The sequence below is a fragment of the Mastigocoleus testarum BC008 genome, assembly GCF_001456025.1.
Classification (GTDB): domain Bacteria; phylum Cyanobacteriota; class Cyanobacteriia; order Cyanobacteriales; family Nostocaceae; genus Mastigocoleus; species Mastigocoleus testarum.
Genome location: NZ_LMTZ01000055.1, coordinates 100,374 through 121,902 on the forward strand (window position 1 = coordinate 100,374; position 21,529 = coordinate 121,902).

The 21,529-nt window shown below is 38.6% G+C and carries 8 protein-coding genes; 4 read left to right on the forward strand and 4 right to left on the reverse strand.

Annotated elements, in window-relative coordinates; genetic code table 11:
- Positions 1–82 precede the first annotated feature (82 nt).
- The 4 genes from BC008_RS09930 to BC008_RS09945 all read left to right on the forward strand — a co-directional run bounded on the left by BC008_RS09930 (position 83) and on the right by BC008_RS09945 (position 6,157).
- Positions 83–1,153, forward strand: a complete 1,071-nt coding sequence (locus BC008_RS09930; protein ID WP_027844089.1) for an ATP-dependent 6-phosphofructokinase — start codon at positions 83–85, stop codon at positions 1,151–1,153.
- Positions 1,154–1,543: 390 nt separating this feature from the next.
- Positions 1,544–2,305 carry a pyruvate formate-lyase-activating protein gene (gene pflA / locus BC008_RS09935; protein WP_036265984.1) on the forward strand — a complete coding sequence of 254 codons (762 nt, stop codon included), beginning with the start codon at positions 1,544–1,546 and terminating at the stop codon, positions 2,303–2,305.
- Positions 2,306–2,422: 117 nt separating this feature from the next.
- Positions 2,423–5,113 (forward strand): bifunctional acetaldehyde-CoA/alcohol dehydrogenase, encoded by a 2,691-nt coding sequence (gene adhE, locus BC008_RS09940; protein ID WP_027844091.1) that lies wholly within the window; start codon positions 2,423–2,425, stop codon positions 5,111–5,113.
- 519 nt (positions 5,114–5,632) lie between these two features.
- Positions 5,633–6,157 carry a DM13 domain-containing protein gene (locus BC008_RS09945; protein WP_027844092.1) on the forward strand — a complete coding sequence of 175 codons (525 nt, stop codon included), beginning with the start codon at positions 5,633–5,635 and terminating at the stop codon, positions 6,155–6,157.
- A 250-nt stretch (positions 6,158–6,407) separates the two neighbouring features.
- Here BC008_RS09945 and BC008_RS09950 read toward each other — a convergent pair whose 3' ends face one another.
- From BC008_RS09950 to BC008_RS09965, 4 genes are all read right to left on the reverse strand, one after another.
- Positions 6,408–7,766 carry an MFS transporter gene (locus BC008_RS09950; protein ID WP_058183484.1) on the reverse strand — a complete coding sequence of 453 codons (1,359 nt, stop codon included), beginning with the start codon at positions 7,764–7,766 and terminating at the stop codon, positions 6,408–6,410.
- A 170-nt stretch (positions 7,767–7,936) separates the two neighbouring features.
- A complete protein-coding gene (locus BC008_RS09955) occupies positions 7,937–12,751 on the reverse strand; it encodes a non-ribosomal peptide synthetase (RefSeq protein ID WP_082650528.1) in 4,815 nt (1,604 codons plus the stop codon).
- Positions 12,748–16,143: a non-ribosomal peptide synthetase gene (locus tag BC008_RS09960; protein ID WP_058183485.1), complete on the reverse strand. Its 3,396-nt coding sequence runs from the start codon at positions 16,141–16,143 to the stop codon at positions 12,748–12,750. Before BC008_RS09960 ends, BC008_RS09955 begins: the two co-directional genes overlap by 4 nt.
- Before the next feature lie 312 nt (positions 16,144–16,455).
- Positions 16,456–21,492 (reverse strand): non-ribosomal peptide synthetase, encoded by a 5,037-nt coding sequence (locus BC008_RS09965; protein WP_027845249.1) that lies wholly within the window; start codon positions 21,490–21,492, stop codon positions 16,456–16,458.
- Positions 21,493–21,529 lie beyond the last annotated feature (37 nt).

The following is a 21,529-nucleotide window of genomic DNA, read 5'->3' on the forward strand; positions in this document are numbered from 1 at the left end:
ACCTTGGTACGTCTTTACTATAGGACTGCAAACAGATATTTGAGATGAATCTAGATAGATATTTTAGTTTGTGATATAGATAATGAAACTACAAAAAAGACTGGGTATTCTCACAAGTGGAGGAGATTGTCCGGGATTAAATACCGTAATTCGAGCAGTAGTCAGTCATGGGATATTGACATATGACTGGAAAGTATTGGGTATTCCTTACGCAACAAAGGGTTTATTAGAAAGAAAAACTATCCCACTATCACTGCACAGTTTTGACCTGCGTGGAATTGACCCACTATTAAACATGGGTGGGACAATTCTTGGAAGTATTAATAAAGGAGATACCTTAAATCAAATTGATGAACTTATTTGTGGTTATCGAGATTTAGAACTTGATGCATTAATTGGTATTGGTGGAGATGGAAGTTTAGCAATATTGAATAAATTACAAATTATTGGAAATTGGCAATTTATTGCGATCCCCAAAACCATCGATAATGATGTAGCTTTAACAGATAGGGTCGTGGGATTTGATACTGCTGTCAATACAATTGTCGACTCCTTAAATCGTCTCACATTCACCGCAGCAAGTCACGACCGAGTAATGATTGTGGAAGTTATGGGACGGAGTGCTGGACACTTAGCTTTGTGTGCGGGGATCGCTGGTGGAGCAGATGTAATTTTGATCCCCGAAATTCCCTATTCTATTAAGGGAATATGCAAACATCTTGCAGAATTACGCGATAAATGGGAACGAAGATTTGCAATTATTGTAGTTGCAGAAGGAGCAAAGGTCGCCGATGATTCATCTTTATATAAATCGTGTCAAACTCCCAACTGTGGTATGGCACAATATATCGCAGATGAAATACATCATTGCAGCAATAACAAACTTGATATTCGTGTTTCTGTACTGGGACATATCCAACGTGGGGGAATACCTACAGCCTTAGACAGATTGGTCGCAACTGCATTTGGTAAGGCTGCTGTAGATTTGATTGCTGCTGGGGAAAGTGGCAAAATGGCGGCTTGGCGAGATGGTCAAGTGAAGGCTGTTGCTTTAGATGATGTTTTGAGTCAAAGTCCATTGCATGTGGCTAAAAATCACTATTTAGTTGAAACTGCAAGTGCTTTGGGTATCTATATTGGAAATGGACGATAAAGTAAGTTGTTAGTAAAGTAGAATTATCGTACCGGAGCAAAATATTTATGACTACACTAATTTAGTATTTAAGGGGAAATACTTAATAATCTATTTATAATTTCCCTCCAGTCTATGGTTTGGATTCACACAAACTAGGCATATACTTTAGTCTTTTTGTAATTCAACTTGTAAAATAGTATTTGTACTCTCCTACGACAACAAAATCTGTCTTCAATCAAGAATCGCCATACTATCTGAAAAATACAGAAGCATACTCTACCTATCCCAGAGTAAACAAGGACTTAGAAGTAACATTTGGTAAATTTTCTCATTTTTTCACAAGTTCCTCAAATTATTATCCTATAACTCACAGTGAAGCGAATACAAAAGTAAACTTTCCTCTGCACTATGGGTATATCTCAAATCACTACATCAATCACAAACATATCAGGCTACATCCACTCAGTGGAAACCTGTGGAACAGTGGATGGTCCTGGAATTCGCTTTGTAATTTTTACTACAGGTTGTCCCTTACGTTGTTTGTATTGCAGTAATCCCGACTGTCGCTATCTGGAAAATGGGAAACGGGTAACAGTTGATGAATTAATTACAGAAATTCAGAAATATGTTTCTTATATGAAAGCTTCTGGTGGAGGTGTAACAGCTTGTGGTGGTGAACCTTTATTTCAACCAGAGTTTGTCAGAGAGATTTTCCGACGCTGTAAAGAATTGGGAATACATACAGCTTTAGATACATCTGGATTTTGCAACTTAGAAACAGCAAAATCTGTATTAGAATTTGCAGATTTAGTACTACTTGATATTAAATCATTCGATCCTGCTATCTATCGGAAAGTCACAAGCGTTGATATTGAACCAACACTCAATCTTGCTAAATACTTAAGTAAAATCAATAAACCAACCTGGATTCGATTTGTATTGGTACCTGGTTTAACCGACGACCCGGACAACATCGCGATGTTAGCTGATTTTATTTCTACTCTGAATAATATTGAGAGGGTTGAAGTTTTACCATTTCACAAGATGGGTGAATATAAATGGGAAGAACTAGGTTACGAATATGAACTCCAAGAAACTCCAACCCCTACTTCAGAAGAGATAGAAAAAGCATTAACTATTTTCCGTAATAAGGGTTTAACGGTGTTTTAAGCTGATAAACATTCTTGATTTAAACTTTTACTTAAACTTTGAATGTGCGAGGCTCTACATAACACTTCGTATCATTTCAAAATCCAACATATGGTAGTAAAAATTATGAAAGAAATTATGCAAGTTACAAACATTCAAGAATTAGAATTACTTGTACAAAAGGTCAAGAAAGCACAAGAAATATATGCTAGCTACTCTCAAGAAAAAGTTGATTTGATTTTTAAGCAAGCAGCCTTAGCAGCTAACAATCAAAGAATACCGTTAGCTAAACTGGCTGTTTCAGAAACTGGTATGGGTATTATTGAAGATAAAGTAATCAAAAATCACTTTGCTTCTGAATATATCTATAACAAGTATAAATCCCAAAAAACCTGCGGTGTTATTGAAGAAGATAAAGCTTTTGGTATTCAAAAAATAGCTGCACCTGTGGGAATCATTGCTGGGATAGTTCCTGTTACTAATCCGACCTCTACGACTATTTTTAAAACATTAATTGCTCTCAAAACTCGTAACGGAATAATTCTTTCCCCCCATCCTAAGGCAAAGAAATGTACGATTGAAACAGCAAAAATTATTCTTGAAGCAGCAATTTCTGCTGGTGCTCCCGAAGATATTATCGGTTGGATTGATGAACCAAGTATCGAACTATCCAAAACATTAATGCAGCATCAAGAAATCAGATTAATTTTAGCAACTGGTGGACCAGGAATGGTGCGTGCTGCTTATTCTTCAGGAAATCCATCTTTAGGTGTAGGTGCGGGTAATACTCCTGCAGTAATTGATGTTTCTGCAGATATTAAAACTGCTGTTAGCTCAATTTTGCTGAGTAAAACTTTCGATAATGGGATGATTTGTGCTTCGGAACAATCTGTAGTTGTTGTTGATGAAATCTACGAAAAAGTTAAACAGGAATTTATTTGTCGCGGTGCATATTTTCTGAATGATGAGGAAAAAAATCAAATCGGTAGCTTGATATTGAAAGATGGGAGATTGAATGCAGCAATTGTCGGACAGTCGGTGGGAACGATAGCAAAACTTGCTGACATTCAGCTCAAACAGGAAGTTTCTGGATGTGGAGAAGATAGTTATTGTCCGTTACCCAGTAGCTATAAAACTTTGATCGCTGAAGTTGAAGAAATTGGCGCTACCGAAGCTTTTTCTTATGAGAAATTATCACCGATATTAGCCATGTATCGGGCAAAAAATTTCCATGAAGCGGTTACAAAAGCCGAAAATTTGATTGAATTTGGTGGTCCCGGACATACTGCTGTTTTATATACCGATCCTGCAAACCTCGATGATATTGCTTATTTTGAGAATGGTGTAAAAACTTCACGAGTTCTGATTAATACACCATCTTCCCAAGGTGCAATTGGGGATCTATATAATTTCAAATTAGACCCATCGTTAACTTTGGGTTGTGGAAGTTGGGGTGGTAATACCATATCTGATAACGTTACACCCTATCACCTACTTAATATTAAAACAGTGTCCCAGCGTCGGGAAAATATGCTGTGGTTCCGTATTCCACCAAAAGTCTATTTTAAATACGGTTGTTTACCTGTAGCTTTGCGAGATTTAATAGGTAAAAAACGGGCATTTATTATTACCGACAAAGGTTTATTTAACCTGGGAATTGTCGATCGCGTCACCCAAGCTTTAGATGAAATTGGAATTAAATATGATGTATTCCATGACGTGGAACCGGATCCAACTTTATCTAATGTCGAACAAGGTTTAAGATTATTGAGAAATTATCAACCAGATGCGATTATTGCAATTGGTGGTGGTTCACCCATGGATGCAGCCAAAGTAATGTGGTTGATGTACGAACATCCCGATGTGGAATTTGCAGGTTTAGCCATGCGATTTATGGATATTCGCAAGCGCGTGTATGACTTACCACCATTGGGACAAAAAGCCATGTTGGTGGCGATTCCGACAACTTCCGGTACAGGTTCGGAGGTCACACCATTTGCAGTTGTCACCGATGAAAAAGTAGGAGTTAAGTATCCTTTAGCAGACTATTCGCTCACACCAAATATGGCGATCGTAGACCCAGAATTGGTCTTGAATATGCCGAAAAAGTTAACCGCATATGGTGGAATTGATGCTTTAACCCATGCATTGGAAGCTTATGTTTCGGTAATGGCGACTGAGTTTACAGACGGATTAGCATTACAAGCAATAGATTTATTATTCAAATACTTACCAAGAGCTTATAACAATGGTAGTAACGATCCTGAAGCGCGGGAAAAAGTTCACTATGCTGCAACCATAGCCGGAATGGCATTTGCTAATGCCTTTTTAGGAGTTTGTCACTCCATGGCTCATAAATTAGGAGCAACTTTTCACGTACCTCATGGCTTAGCAAATGCACTGATGATTTCCCATGTCATTCGTTATAATGCTACCGATGTTCCTTTTAAACAAGCGATTTTTCCACAATATAAATATCCCCATGCAAAGAAACGTTACGCACAGATTGCAGATTTCCTTCAACTAGGCGGAAATACATTGGATGAAAAGGTGGAAAAACTAGTGGACAAGATAGAAAATCTTAAACACCAAGTCGATATTCCTCTTACTATTAAAGAGACATTGGGTTCGGATGATAAGACTTTCTACAATAGCTTGGAAAAAATGGCAGAACAAGCATTTGATGACCAATGTACTGGAGCAAATCCTCGCTATCCATTAATTAACGATTTGAAAGAATTGTATGTTTTAGCTTATTGTGGTTGTCGTATCGATGCAGCTTTTTATCATGAAGATGAATTGGGGGATTTGCAACTTGAAACAGTATGAGTTGAAAATTATGATCCCTCCTCAGAAATATAACTGGAGATACGAAAATTAGGAATTAGCTACGGATTTACAAGTAAAAAGTAGGATTAGGGCGCACATCGATGCGCCCTTACAGTTTATGAAATTCACAACTAGAGACTGCTTTATCATTTGTCTTTTCAATTGACATCTACTGGAGGTGTATTATAAAAGACCTCTGTGATAATTAGCTTGAAACCACTGTGATTGCTGAACTCTCCCAGTTGCTAGCTTCTTAGCAACTTCTAGCGTTCAACCTCTCAGTTTTCTCAGAAAACTCTTAGTCAAGTCTCAGTTATCCATCACTAGTTCCTCAGTTTCATCCCCGATATTGGTAATAACAGACCGCGCCTATGGCGACCAGAAGTATGTTTATCATAGGTTTTACCGCGTCTACGGCGTTAGCATAGCGTGTCCGTAGAACAAACAGGATTTATCAATATCCTAACCTAGGTACGTAGTAAGATATGAGTAAATAAAAATACCAGTTTAGGGAGTTCCATGAAACGTAATTTTTTTGTCTTCGCAGGTTTAATTATGGCTACTGTTGCGATTATTGGCTGTACTCAACAGCAAGCCGTTACTCAAACAACAAGCCCAAGCGACGAAAGTACAGTCACCGCAAGTTCCAGTTCTGCTGATTCTCTGACAAAAGAAACTACACAAACATCTAAAGCTCTAAGCTCTGGAACTTTTGTGGACGGAGAGCATCCCACCTCTGGGACTGTCCGTATTGTCAAAAAAGACGGCAAGCACATTTTAGAACTCGACTCGGCTTTTAAAACTTCTACTACAGGGCCAGATTTAGTTGTAATTTTACATCGTTTGCCAGATGTGATTGGCTCAACCAAACCACCTGCTTATCCTATTAATGAGGGCGATTACGTTATTCTTGCCCCTTTACAGAAGTATAGCGGTGCTCAAAGCTATGAGATTCCAAAAAATATCAATTTAAAAGAATTTCAATCGGCTGCTATTTGGTGCCGCAAATTTAATGCAACCTTCGGAGCCGCCAAACTTCTGTAGTTAAGGGAAACCTAAAGTGCGAAGCGATAGGCGTAGCCACCTGCTTGCAGATCGCATAGCGCAGAGCCTTTGGCGTCGGCGCAGTCTCTTCTCTGCCCTTGAGGCTTATCGCTTTACGCATCGAAACACTCGCCTAGCATGGTCATAAGTTATATTTATTGTGTGAATCCCTACACGTAATAGTGATGCGATCAGCATTTCTTATTCATGATTTGACAACCGGTAGTGATTCCCATGTAAGTGATTTATGTTACTTATTAATAACGTCTGGTAATTCTTCTTCTACTAGTCGCAGGGGAGAATACAGGTAAGTAATTGAGGTGAGTGAGATAACTAAAAATCCAATCATAACTAATAGAAGTCCTATACCACGACTTGTCCCAGTACCAATAATTTGCCCGAGCGCGATCGCGATAGGACTCTGGGATGTCATTAAAGGTTCAAAAATGTGGTCCGTTAAGAAACCAGCGCTGACATAACCAAGGGACAAGCAGGTAGTCGCGATCGCTCCCTGTAAGGCAAAAACTCTCCCTTGTATATTGGTAGTAACTTTCTTTTGTAAGATTGCCAGAACTGAACTATTAACAACAGGTACTGTGAGGAAAAAGAGAAAACCAAAAGCAGTAAACAGGTATAGGGAAGGTTGTAAACCAGCAATTAAAATAAATAATCCTGCAAGGATAGTGCTGATAAATATGGTGTGAATATAACTTTGCCATTTTCCCCAAATACTGGTGGCAACACCACCCACTAAAATACCAGAACAAGTGATAGAAAAGATTGTGCCAGTAATGACTACCGAGTTAAATGATAAAGCTAGGGGTATGACAACAACGTCGAATACTCCTACAAGATAATTAATGATAATGGTAAACAGCAGTATTGCTAGTAATCCAGGACGTTGACGCAAATAGCTAAAACCTTGGAAAACTTCCCCTAGGAATAAATTTTCTTCTGATTCCTTGGTGTCCTGGGTCTTGTCACTGTTGTTATGAATTTCTGGGAACGGGAGTACTAGGAGAAAAATTTGAGCAAAGAGTATTGTGGAGAAATCGATAACGATAATACCCTTAAGATGGATAATACCCAATAGTGTAGCTCCGAGAATAGGGGCAGTCAGTCGAGCAAAACCATCGGCTAACTGGTTCATAGCATTGGCACGACTGAGGTGTTTTTCTGGTACAAGTAGAGTAACTGAGGCATTATAAGTAGGCCATTGGATACCCAAGAAAGCATTACTCAAAGCGGTAGCAATATAAATATGCCAAATTTCTAGCTGACCGTTGATATATAGCAATGCGATGGTCAAGGTACATAAACCCGCACATAATTCACTGATAATCATTAGCCAACGACGACTAAAACGGTCCGCTAATAATCCAGCGATAGGAGAAATAAGTACAAAAGGAAGGGTATTAAATAGTATCAGTAGTGCAAATTGAGTGACTGACCCAGTTTTTTGATAAACCCAGATATCAAGGGCAAAATTGGTTAAACCAGAACCTGTAACAGAAACAATTTGTCCAAACCAGATGAGGATAAAAGTTCTCATTTCACGGAGGACAGTTAGACCTTCTTGTATCGGTGATTTTTCGATAATTTCCGTCATTACTTTACTTTTAGACGATCTATTTCTGAAATTTTTTAGGGATTAGTTAAAAAACAATACAGTTGGTTACCTGCCGTTAAGCATTTTCGTAGGTTGGGTTGAGCCACAGTGCAACCCAACGGTTATGTCCTAAGGACACGCTTTGCTAACCTTCGTCAACGCAACCTACTTCAATTTTGAGATTTAGCCTTAACTGAACTGTATTGAGTTAAAAAACCACTCTTGATAAAGTAAGAAAAATAAGCTTTCAATAAGTTTTGTTCCATAGGAGGAAAAACAATACCTGTATCTGCTAAGCCTAAATCGGTGTTTGTACGATCGAATTGTGGTTCTGATACTGACTCTGCTGCGCTTTGAGAATATAGAGCGATTAATGGTTGCAAAACATTACCTGAATCTAACTGTGACTCTCTTATAAGTCGATCTAACCACTGTTGATAAGAAACTTGTTTGAGAGGGTAACCTAAAGCAAGGATTGATTTAAACAGTTCGTTCATGGGAGTAGAATGGGGATTAAGCAAGTGAAATGCCTTCCCTAAAGACTCTTTTTGTTGTGATAGATGGGTAATAGCTTTACTGACATAATCCACAGGTGTCAAGTTATCTATAACACCATTCATTTCGGGAGCAATACCCATTTGTATACAACCTTTAATTAGCCTGCAAAACAAGTCATTTGTGTTACAAATACCGGTTTGGCTATGTCCTGTTACTCTGGCTAATCTGTAAATACTAGCCGGAAGTCCGCGATCGCGTGCTTGCATGACTAATTTTTCTGCTACCCATTTACTTTGGGGATATCCACCTTCAAGACCTTCAGTTTTTTCTAAAGGGTCTGACTCCAGGACTAAGTTGGTTTGGGAATAAGCAAGAGGGGAAAAAACGGAGGTGGTGGAAATATAATGTACGGGTTTGAGTTTACTTTCACTCGCTAATCTGAGAATTTCTTGAGTTCCTAAAACATTACTAGGTTTGAGGATGGAGTAAGGATAAATTGTATTTATCCACGCAGCATTGTGATAGATAACATCGATTTGACTAGCTAGGTTTTGAAATTTTGATGGAGAAAGACCCAAAAGTTTTTTCGATAAATCCCCCACTACAGCAATAATTCTGCGGTTTTTATTTACCTTAGATAAGCCGTAGGATTCAAGTTTGGTTTGTAGTTTTTGTTTAGCTTGCTCCAGATTTTGAGAACGGATGAGACAATATATATCAGCTTCTGTTTGCTCTAGTAATTCCTGCAATAAATAAGCTCCGACAAACCCAGTAGCTCCAGTTAGTAAGATATTTTTAGGTTGACTTAGATATTCAAAAGGTAATAATCGGGGTTGAATGCTTTGGTCTAAGACTGCATCTTTACGGAAATTTTCCTCTGTGTTTATCGTATCTGTGTTAGTGGTAATTTTGGTATCGATTAATGCTGCGAGTCCGGCGATCGTTGGTTCTTCAAATAAATAACGTAGGGGTAACTCCAGCTTAGTCTTGAATTTCCCAGCTTCTTGTAAACGAGACATTACTTGAGTTGCGCGTAGAGAATGTCCTCCCAATTCAAAGAAATTGTCATGAATGTTGATTTGTTTGATACCCAAGACATCACTCCAGATTTGAGCTACAGTTTTTTCTGTATCGGTACGAGGATGAACTAGATTATCTGCTTGAGAAACAGATGGTGTTGGGAGAGCGCGACGATTTACTTTTCCGTTGGGAGTTAAAGGTAGTTCCTCTAAGATCGTAAATATTGAAGGAAGCATATAATCGGGTAATTTTTGTTTGAGGAAACCCCGAATTTGATTTTGGATGATGTTTTTTTTCTCATTTTCGTTCTCAGTTTCTGATTGGGAATAGCGAGCGCAGTTTTTCAAAGATTGTTTATTAGGGACGATATAAGCGACAATTTGCTTGTTTTCCGATTGGTCTTCCCTGACAACAACCACAGATGCTCGAACCAAAGAGTTTTGAGCTAACAGAGCTTCAATTTCTCCTAATTCAATTCGGAAACCGCGAATTTTAACTTGATTGTCGATGCGACCCAAAAACTCGATATTACCATCTGCTAGATAACGAACTAAGTCACCAGTTTTATACAATTTTGAATTGGTAATTGGTAATAGGTAATGGGTAATGGGTAATAATTTGTCATTAATATCTCCCCCTGCTTCCCCTGCGTCCTCTGCTCTCCTACTTCTTAAGAAGGGATTTTGGATAAATTTCTGCTCGGTTAATTGTGGAAGATTCAGATAACCAGATGCTAAACCCACACCACCGATATGTAGTTCTCCCGGTACACCAATTGGAACTGGTTGGAGATGTTTATCTAAGATGTAAATTTCTGTATTCGCGATGGGACGACCAATGGATACGGAATTATTATAAGAATGCTTTGATGATGGTTTTGGTTTATAGACTGTAGCTGTAATAGTGGCTTCTGTGGGACCATAGGCATTTATCCACATTACCCTATCTCCAACCAATTTTTGCCACAAAGCCAATCGCTCTGGTAAAACCTGTTCGCTACCGGTAACTAACAACCGTAAATTGCATGGTACGGTAGATTTACCTTGAGATATTTCTAAAACCCATTCTTGCCAGTATGGTGTTGGTATATTAACAACCGTTAAGCTTTTTTCCTCAATAAATCTAGAGAAATCTGCAAAGGAACTAAAAATTTCCGCAGGTCTCATTACCAATGTTCCACCGCTTAATAAGGTGGGGAAAATTTCTTCTAATGCAACATCAAAACTAAAGGAAGCAAATTGCAGGACTAGATCGCGATTTGTTAAACCATATTCTGCGATCGCAGCGGTTGCATGATTGACTATAGCTTGGTGGGAAATCATTACCCCCTTTGGTTTCCCGGTAGAACCAGAGGTGTAAATTACATAAGCTAAATTATTCGGTTTTACCTTACCAACTACTGTAGAGACGCGACATGTCGCGTCTCCACATGTCGCGTCTCTACAAATAATGTCATTATCCAAATAAACTACCTTTGCACTACTCTTAGGTAATAAATTGACTAACTTCTGCTGAGTTAGTAATACAGATACTCCAGAGTCATGCACCATATGAGCTAAACGTTCTCGAGGATAGGTGGAATCGAGTGGTAAATAAGCACCTCCGGCTTTTAATATCCCCAATAATCCGACTATCATTTCCACAGAACGTTCTACACATAAACCGACTAACACATCTGCTTTAACTCCCAAAGTCCTTAAATGATGTGCTAACCGATCTGCACGATGATTCAATTCTTGGTAAGTCAGTGTTTCGGAACCAAACTCTAGAGCTATATGCTCGGGAGTGCGTTTTACCTGTGACTCAAACAACTCATGAATACATCGATCGCGAGGAAAATCACTCTTGTGAGAATTCCATTCCACTAACAACTGATGCTGCTCTTTTGCTGTTAATAGTGATAATGTACTAATCGATTCTTCGGGATTAGCAACAATAGCTGTTAACAAGGTCTGAAAATGACCTGTCATCCTATTAATGGTATCTACATTAAATAGATCGCTACTGTATTCCCACCAACCTCTGAGATAATTTCTTTTATCTTCGATTACTAAACTTAAATCGAACTTTGAGGTGACAATCTCTGTTTGTAAAGGATTTACAGTTAAACCAGGAAATTCTAATTGCTCCATCGAGTCATACTGTAAATCAAACAAGACCTGAAATAGAGGACTATAACTAAGATTTCTTTCTGGTTGTAATGCTTCTACAACTTGCTCAAAAGGTACATCCTGATGAGTTTGACCATCAGCAGCTACTTTTTTGACTAGATTGAGTAAATCGGAAAAGCTGAAATTTTCTCCAAGTTGAAATCGCAACACCAAGGTATTAACAAAGAAGCCAATTAATGGTTCTATTTCTTTACGGTTGCGGTTAGCAACGGGAGAACCGATACAAATATCATCCTGACCGCTATACCGGAAAAGTAAAGTCACAAAAGCCGCGAGCATAGTCATAAAGAGGGTAGCTCCTGACTTTTGGCTTAAAGTTTTCAGCGATTCAGTTAAATCTGAATCTAGTTGAAATTCTACAACACCACCGCGAAAACTTTGAACTGCTGGACGGGGACGATCCGTAGGTAGTTCTAATAATGGTGGTGCGTCAGCTAACTGTTTTTTCCAGTAGTTGAGTTGTTTTTCTAGAACTTCACCTTGCAGATACTGTTGCTGCCAAACCGCAAAATCTGCATACTGTATAGATAATTCCGGTAAACCTGTATAGACGTAGCATGCTACGTCTATACATGTCGCGTTTCCAGAATCGAAGGTTTGATAGAAAGCAGACAACTCTTGAATAAAAATTCCCATGGACCAACCATCAGAAACAATGTGGTGCATATTTATCAACAACACATGGGACTGTTCGCTCAACTTCCAGAGATGAAAACGCACCAAACGACCGTCGATTAACTCAAAGGGTTTGTCACCTTCTTGTGTAGCTAATTGTTTTACGGTGGTTAATTTTGCAGCGGAGGGTAAACCCTGTAAGTCAGTTAATGGTAGGTTGAAGTTGATTTCTAAAGTGATTTCCGGGTCAATTACCTGTATTGGTTGGTCATTAACTATAGCAATACGGGTACGCAAGATTTCATGACGTCGAAATATTTCTCTAATTGCTTGTTCTAGGGCTGTAATATTGAGATTTCCGGTAATTTCTAGAGTTAAGGGTAAATTGTAGGTACTATTTCCCCCTTCTAACTGATAAAGGAACCATAATCGCTGTTGTGCAAAGGATAAAGGTAAATCTTGGTTGCGCGAAACTGGACTAATAGACTCAAAACTAGAGTTTGAATTGACGTTAATTTGTTGCAGAAAATCAATAATTTCTGGTTTGCGATCGGATAAATGGGTGCGTATTTCTGGTGTGAGTACTCCTTTAGGTGCATTACAGCGCAAACGATCTTCTTCAAGCCATAATTTAATATCTAAACGGGAAAGATCTGACAAAAATTCTTCAATGGTTTTCATAGCTCAATCTCCTCCCGTTCCTCTTGGTTTTCTGATAGATCGTTAGAATTTATTTCTGTTAGTTTTTGCGCTGTTGAAAGCAGAAGGTCAATAACAGCAGCTAGTCGAGCTATGGTCGGTTCTTCAAACAAACGACGTAGGGGTAATTCTATCTTCCAAGTTTGGCGCAACCGGGAAATTACTTGGGTCGCAAGTAAGGAATGTCCTCCGCATTCAAAGAAGTTATCGTGAATGCTTACTTGTTTTAATCCTAAAACTTCCTGCCAAATTTTTCCTAAAGTAGCTTCTGTGGGAGTGCGAGGTGGAACAAAACTCTCTGGTTCGTGAGTTACAGAAGGAGTAGGTAGCGCACGACGGTTTATTTTACCGCTAGGAGTCAGGGGTAAAGCATCCAAAAATACAAAAGCACTGGGTATCATGTATTCGGGTAATTCCTGTTTGAGAAAGTCCCGTAACTGTTTTTGGATTGAGGAATGATTTTCTAAAGATTTTGTATCTAGAGTATTTAGAGTTTGTGGAGCAAACTTGTTTACCACATATGCAACTAAACGCTTTTTACCAGGAATATCTTCTCGAACAATAACTACTGCTTCCGATACCTGTGGATGTGCAGCGATCGCAGTTTCAATTTCTCCCAATTCAATGCGGAAACCTCGTATTTTTACCTGATTATCGATTCGTCCCAAGAATTCAATATTACCATCGGGTAAATAACGTGCTAGGTCGCCAGTTTTGTATAATCGTTCTCCCGACCGATTACTTAAGGGATTGGGGATAAACTTCTGGGTAGTTAAATCTGAACGGTTGAGATATTCTCTAGCTAAACCGATACCTCCAATGTACAGTTCTCCTGGAACTCCAATAGGTACGGGTTGATGATGAGAATCGAGAATATATATTTGTGTATTAGCTATAGGACGACCAATGGGGGGAAGGGTTAAATTTTGAGATGTTTGAGATGTTTGAGATTTTTGAGTATAAGCAGAACTTTCTAAGGTAAAAGCTGTGACGACATGGGTTTCTGATGGTCCATATTGATTTTGTAAGGTGCAATTAGGGAGTCTTCTCAAAAAGTTATTCAGAGCAGTTGTCATTTGTAACTGTTCTCCCGCAGTAATAATTTCCTGTAAACTCACAGGTAAATCATCGCTACTAGCAGCAACCTCAGCTAACTGTTGTAAAGCAACAAAAGGTAGAAATAATCTTTCAATTCCTTGTTCTGTAAGTAACTTTAATAAAGCGATCGCATCTCGTCTTACATCGTCAGGAATTAAAACCAATGTTCCACCAGCACACAAAGTAGAGAAGATTTCTTGGAAGGAGACATCAAAACTTATCGGTGAAAATTGCAGAGTTTTGCTATTTTGATTAGCAATTCCATTTTCGATTTGCCACATTAGTAAGTTAACCAGGGAGCGGTTACTCATCGCAACTCCCTTGGGTTTACCGGTAGAACCAGAAGTGTAAATTACATAAGCTAAATTTTCCGGTTTTACGCTTTGTGGTTTTACAGTTGTAGGTAATGGTTTGTCTTGAAGTTCGTCTCTATATTTAATCTCTTTGTCTTTGTCCAAACAGACTACTGTGTCGTGCTTGGGTAAATAATCGATAAACTTTTGCTCAGTTAGCAACACCGATGCTTGAGAATCGCTCAACATATAAGCTAAACGTTCTTCAGGATAACTTGGATCTAACGGTACATAAGCACCACCAGCTTTGAGAATTGCTAGTAATCCCACCACCATTTCCACAGAACGCTCGATACATAAACCCACTAACACATCTGGTTTCACACCCAAGGTAATTAAATAATCTGCTAATTGATTAGCACGATGATTCAATTGCTCGTAAGTTAATGTTTCGCGACCAAACTGTAACGCTATATTTTGGGGAGTGCGTTGTACTTGTTCCTCAAACAACTCATAAATACATTTGTCGGGATATTTTATGTGGGTATCGTTCCATTCCCCTAATAACTGATTTCTTTCTGTCTTAGTTATCAAAGTTAAATCTTGCAATTGACCAGTTTGATTTGCAACCACTCCCTCCAACAAAGTTAGGAAATGATTCCCCATTCTCGCGATCGCATCTGCATCGAAACGACTACAATCGTAAAGCATTCGCACTAACAATTCTTCACCCGGTATTATCACCAATGTCAAGGGGTAATTTGTGCGCTCGTAGGATTTTATTTCGTCAATTTCTAAACCTGCTGTATCTTCTAGTAAGGAAGAACCTATAGGATAATTTTCAAATACTACAAGACTTTCAAATAAAGGTCTTCCCCCGGGTATTTCGCTACAGCGTTGAATTTCTACCAGTGGATACCATGAATATTGTTCCCTTTCCAAATGCTGTGACTGTAACTGTTGCAACCACGGTAAAATTTGAGTATCACCTGACACTTTCACTCGTACGGGTAAAGTATTAATGAACAGCCCAACCATAGATTCTACACCGGACAAAGTGGGAGGTCGACCAGATACCGTCGCACCAAATAATACATCCGACTCACCACTATAACGACTTAATAGCAGCGCCCAAATTCCCTGTAATAAGGTAGAAAGGGTGAGATGATTTTGCTTTGCTAGGGACTTGAGAGCGCTAGTAGTCTTTTCTGATAATCGTAGATGTTGCTCTTGGTAAGTCTTTTGAGGTTGTGAATTTTGAGAGTGTGAATCTTGAGATTGTAAATTTTGCTGCACCACTCGGTCTACCACCAAAGGCGTAGAAGCAGAAAAGCCTTCGAGTGTTTGTCGCCAAAATGCTTCTGCTGTCAAGCAATCTTGCTTTTGCAGCCAATTAATATAGTCTTTATAAGGACGGGGAGAAGGTAAGTATAAACCTTCGTTTCTATTTTTTCCTGTATTTAATAATTCGTAAAAATAAAAGACTTCCTTGAGGATGATGGGTAAACACCAACCATCCGTCAACAGGTGATGAGAACTCCAGATAAATTTATAAGTGCGATTATCGCTCAGTTGAATTAAGGTATTCCGCATCAACGGTGCTTTGTCAAGTTCAAAACCCTGCTCTCTATCTACTTGAAGGAAGCTTTGGAACTTTTTTTCTTGTTCGCTCGCTGATAAATTCCGCCAGTCATAATTATTCCAAGGTAAATTTACCTTTTTGCGTACTACTTGGAGCGGCTTTTTACTGTTTTCCCAGACAAAAAGAGTACGTAAAACTGGATGTCGCTCGACAACTTTTTCCCATGCTTGCTCAAAAGCAGTAACATTCAAGTCTCCACTCAAAGTAAAACTAAACTGCTCGAAGTAAACACCCGATTCTCCTTCGTAAAGGGTATGGAAGAGTAAACCCTCTTGCATTGGAGAAAGGGGGTAAATAGATTCAATATTTTTACTTTTATTTTCTGGAACGGAGAGTGTCATTTTAGTTATCAGTTATCAGTTAACAGTTACCAGTTATCAGTTAACAGTTATCAGTCATCAGTTAACAGTTACTATTTACCCTATGAATCAATTGGTGGATTTGAGTGAGGACAATTTTTATTCCTACTTTCACTTGGGCAATTATAAATATTTACACTGAGTTTTGGTGTTACTTTAAGAACTAAAATATTACTTGCTAGGGAGCATCCCAATTTTTGAAAAAATATTGTAGTGCAAGCATCTTGCTCCCTTTATATATACAGTTGCTAGAAGGACTACAAATTTAAGCGTTTGGGATACTATCTATTGATATCAATCAAGAAGCGATAGTAATACATCAAGTTCATCTTGACTCAAGTCCGCTTCAGGGAAATCAGAAGGGGTATATCCTCCTGCATCATTGGACAAACAATGGGCGATGATTGTTTCTAGAGCTTGCAAATAACAATTTGCTAAACCTTCTACAGTAGACTTTTCATGGATATTCTTGCTATACCTCCAATCCAGTTGCAGCTGACCATTAATAATTAAGCCATCTATTTCTAATAAATGAGAGCGTTGTCCCAAAGGACTATGAATTTCACCATGAGACTCTCGAGCAAACTTCCACCCATTCCCCAATTGTGTTTGGTCAAATTGACCCAAGTAATTGAAACTTATCTCAGCTTGGGGAAGTGTTTGTAATTGTTCGCGGATATTCAGGTCAGGACTGAGATAACGCAAAATACCATAACCAATACCTCGTTGGGGAATTTGTCGCAATTGTTCTTTGACTGACTTGAGAATATCTCCCAGATGAGTTAAATCTTCTAGTTTTAGTAGAACTGGGAACACACTAGTAAACCACCCTACGGTGCGAGACAAATCCACATCCTCAAATAAATCTTCCCGTCCGTGACCTTCTAAATCGACAAGTAAGGAATTACCATCGGTCCACTGAGCAAAAGTCTGCACCAAAGCAGTAAGCAAGACATCATTAATTTGAGTATTGTAAACCGAGGGGATTTCCTGCAATAGCTTATGAGTTTGTTCCCTACTCAGGAATACAGATACAATGTCACAGGAAGCTACAGTGTTAAAGAATTTTTCAGTTGATTTTTCATGAGTATAATCAACAGGTAAATGAGTCGCAAATGTATTAGTCATTTGCAACCAGTATTTTAATTCCGACCTCAGTGCTTCTCCCTGAGCGTAATCTTGGAGTCGATATGACCAATCTTTAAAAGATGTGGTTTTAGCTGGTAATTGGATATTCTCTCCCCGTAAAAGTTGGTAATAAGCCGTTGTCAAATCTTCCAGTAAAATTCGCCACGACACACCATCAACAGCGAGATGATGGATAACAATCAGTAAACGTCCTGGTAAAGAAGTACCTGACTGGAATAACACCATCTGTACTAATTGACCAGTAGAAATATTCAGTGCTTTTTGTTGTTCGTTTGCTTTTTGAGTGATGAACGCTATTTTTTCTTCTTCTGATTCTAGGTGCGACAAATCAATAACCTGGAAGGGAACAGAAAAAGTAGCATCCCGATTAATTTGCTCCCACTGAGAACTATGCTGGACATATTGCAGACGCAAAGCATCATGATGAACCAACAACTGTTTTAGTCCCTGCTGTAGTAACTCCGGTTTGATGTCAGATGGAACCTCCAGTAGCATTGCTTGATTGAAGTGGTGAGGTTCAACAAAATTTTGCTCGAAAAACCAGTGCTGAATTGGTGTTAAGGGAATCTCTCCAGTAACTAAACCCTGTTGAGCTTGAAGATTAGTAGTAGCTTTACCAGCAACCATTGCTAATTCCGCAACAGTTTGATATTGAAACAATTGTTTTGGTGTCAGTTTTAAACCAGCTTGATGAGCGCGAGCGATGATTTGAATGCTGACAATCGAGTCTCCACCCAGTTCAAAGAAGTTGTTATGAATACCTACTTGTTTTAGATTTAAGACATTCTTCCAGATATCAGCTAAAATTTCTTCAGTATAATTACGAGGAGCAACAAAGTTTTCTAAGTCAATATTTACTGATGGAATCGGAAGAGCGCGACGGTCTACCTTACCACTAGGAGTCAAAGGTAAGGAATCTAAAATTACAAACACACTAGGTACCATGTAATCGGGTAACTTTTGTTTGAGGAAGTCCCGGAGTGTATTTTGGATGTTGCGGAAAGTTGGGGGTGTAGATTTTCTTCCCCCCAAACTTTCCAAGACGGATTTTTGAGTTTGTAGAGATGTTGATGTTACATTTAATGTCTCTACAATATAGGCTACAAGACGTTTTTTCCCCGGTTCATCTTCTTGGACAATAACAACCGCTTCTTTTATTTGGGGATGTGCAGCGATCGCAGTTTCAATTTCTCCCAATTCGATCCGAAAACCACGAATTTTTACTTGGTTATCAATTCGACCGAGAAATTCAATATTACCATCCGGCAAATAACGAACTAAATCCCCAGTTTTATATAATTTTGAACCGGTAATGGGTAATAATTTGTAATTAATATCTCTCTTTGCTTCCTCTGCTCCCCTACTTTTTAAGAAGGAATTTTGGATAAATTTCTCAGCCGTTAACTCTGGACGATTGAAATAACCTCTAGCTAAACCAGCCCCACCAATATACAATTCACCTGGTACACCAATAGGAACCGGTTGGAGATATTTATCTAGAATATAAACTTCTACATTCTTCAGCGGTCGTCCAATCGGTAACTGTGAGTTTATATTGTGCGGCGATCGCAGTTCGGAAAATCTGTATGTTGTCGTTTCTACAGTTGCTTCCGTTGGACCGTAAGCATTGATTAATAAGGGAGTTTGTGTAAGCTTATTCTCTCCATACTTTCGCCACAAATTTAATGTTTCTGCTAGTGCTGCTTCTCCCCCGATAATTACCAGTCTTACTGATGCGGGTAATATTTCACCAGTAGTTACTAATTCAGATGTTAACTGATGCCAATAAGCTGTAGGTAAATCTAATACCGTTAACTGAGACTCACGACAGCTTTGTAGAAATTGAGAAGTAGAGTTTATCATTTCATCGGTGCGTAGCACCAAAGTTCCACCAGCAGTTAAACAAGTATAAATTTCTTCTGCTGCAACATCAAAACTAATTGATGCAAATTGCAAAACCTTGTCCTCGGAACTAATTCCATACTCTACCTTTGCTGCTTCGATGAAATTTACCAAAGACCGATGTTCTATCATTACACCCTTTGGTTTTCCAGTGGAACCAGAAGTGTAAATTATATAAGCTAAATTATCTGATTTTACCTTGCTAACTTTTGTAGAAACGTTACATGTAATGTCTGTAGATATTGGATCTTTATCCAAGCAAATTACTTTTGCACTATTTTTAGGTAAAACATCTACTAATTTCTGCTGAGTCAGTAGAATTGATACTCCAGAATCCGCCAACATATATCCTAAACGTTCCGGGGGATAATTAGGATCCAGGGGAACATAAGCACCACCAGCTTTGAGGATTCCCAATAATCCTACAACCATTTCCAAAGAGCGTTCTATACATAAACCAACCAAGACTTCTGGTTCCACACCCAATGTTTGTAGATAATGTGCTAATTGATTTGCTTTAGCGTTCAATTGTGCATAAGTTAGTTTTTGGGAACCAAATTCTACTGCGACAGCATCAGGTGTTTTTTCTACCTGCGATTCAAACAACTGATGGATACATTTATCCTTAGGGAAATCGCTCTTTTTAGAATTCCACTCAATCAATAACTGATGTTGTTCGTTTTCTGTCAGGATAGGTAGTTCACTAATTTGTAACTGGGGATTTGCAACAATCGCTGATAACAAAGTCTGGAAATGACCTGTCATTCTAGCAATAGTGTCACTTTCAAACAAGTCAGTATTATATTCCCAATAACCTCTGAGTCCCGCTTCTGTCTCCCACATCGACAAACTTAAATCAAACTGAGATGTACCCCGATCTACTAGTTGGGGAGTTAGGGAAATATCCGGTAAATCTAATGTATCTATGGAAAAATTCTCCAGCACAAACATTGTTTGAAATAGGGGATTGTAACTGGGAGAACGTTGTGGTTGCAGTGCTTCTACTACTTGCTCAAAAGGTATATCTTGATGGGTGTGAGCATCTAGCACAACCCGTCTTACCTGTTGTAATAACTCAGAAAAACTAGGATTATCTTTAATTTGGGTACGCAACACTATTGTATTAGCAAAAAAGCCAATCAGTGATTCTACTTCCTGACGGTTACGATTTGCAAAGGGAGAACCGATACAAATATCCTCTTGACCGCTATAACGATAAAGTAAAATACTGTAAGCCGCCAGCAGACTCATAAACAAAGTTGTTCTTGACTTTTGGCTGAGAGTTTGCAGCTGTTGAGTCAAATTTTGGTCGAGTTGGAATTGAGCGATCGCTCCACAATAAGTCTGTACGGGAGGACGAGGTTTGTCAGTTGGTAATTCCAATAACGGTGGAACCGAAGCTAACTGTTGCTTCCAGTAATTTAGTTGTCTTTCTAATACTTCTCCAGTTAACCATTGGCGTTGCCAAATTGCAAAGTCTGCATATTGGATCGGTAATTCTGGTAATCTTGTAGAGACGTTGCATGCAACGTCTCTACATGTCGCGTCTGTAGATATTGCGTCTTTATATGTTCCGTCTGTAAATGTCGCATCTGTGCGTTTCGCATCTTGATAAAAAGCAGATAATTCTTGAAAAAACACTCCCATTGAAGCACCATCGGTAATGATGTGGTGCATGACTAATATCAGCACGTAGGATTCGGGAGCGAGATGCAATAAAGTTGTTCTTAACAAAGAACCATTGCTCAAATCGAAAGGTTGTCTGGCTTCTTTGATAATAATTTGTTGTACTTCTGCTTCTGATGAACCCTGTAAGTCAATTACTGGTAGGGGTACATTCAAGGAAGGATTAATATATTGTAAAGGTTTTCCCTCTACATTCGAAAAGCTTGTTCGTAAAGCTTCATGACGACGGACAATTTCATTAATACTTTTTTCTAAAGCAGGGATATTTAACTTCCCTGTAATTCTTACTTGAAAACTTTCATTATAAAAAGGGTTATTACTATCCAATTGATAGTTAAACCACATTCGTTGCTGAGCAAAGGATAAAGATAAATTTCCGTTTCGTGGAGCAGGTGCGATGGCTTTGTTTGTGGATTGTTTAGCAATCTTTGCTTGTTGGAGAAAAGTTATAACTTCTGTTTTTCGCTCGGTTAATTCTTGCTTCAGGGTTGACGTCATTACTCCCTTCGGAGCACGATAACGTAGTTTTTCATTTTCAATCCAGAGATTGATTCCTAAATCTTGTAAATTAGATAAAAATTTAACTATAGTCATTTCAATTATCAGTTATCAGTTAACAGTTAACAGTTAT

Bases quoted from the DNA above. Each gene is read 5' to 3' on its own strand.
- BC008_RS09930 (WP_027844089.1), top strand. From the start codon at position 83: ATGAAACTACAAAAAAGACTGGGTATTCTCACAAGTGGAGGAGATTGT.
- BC008_RS09960 (WP_058183485.1), bottom strand. From the start codon at position 16,143: ATGACACTCTCCGTTCCAGAAAATAAAAGTAAAAATATTGAATCTATT.
- BC008_RS09965 (WP_027845249.1), bottom strand. From the start codon at position 21,492: ATGACTATAGTTAAATTTTTATCTAATTTACAAGATTTAGGAATCAAT.
- adhE (WP_027844091.1), top strand. From the start codon at position 2,423: ATGCAAGTTACAAACATTCAAGAATTAGAATTACTTGTACAAAAGGTC.
- BC008_RS09950 (WP_058183484.1), bottom strand. From the start codon at position 7,766: ATGACGGAAATTATCGAAAAATCACCGATACAAGAAGGTCTAACTGTC.
- pflA (WP_036265984.1), top strand. From the start codon at position 1,544: ATGGGTATATCTCAAATCACTACATCAATCACAAACATATCAGGCTAC.
- BC008_RS09945 (WP_027844092.1), top strand. From the start codon at position 5,633: ATGAAACGTAATTTTTTTGTCTTCGCAGGTTTAATTATGGCTACTGTT.
- BC008_RS09955 (WP_082650528.1), bottom strand. From the start codon at position 12,751: ATGAAAACCATTGAAGAATTTTTGTCAGATCTTTCCCGTTTAGATATT.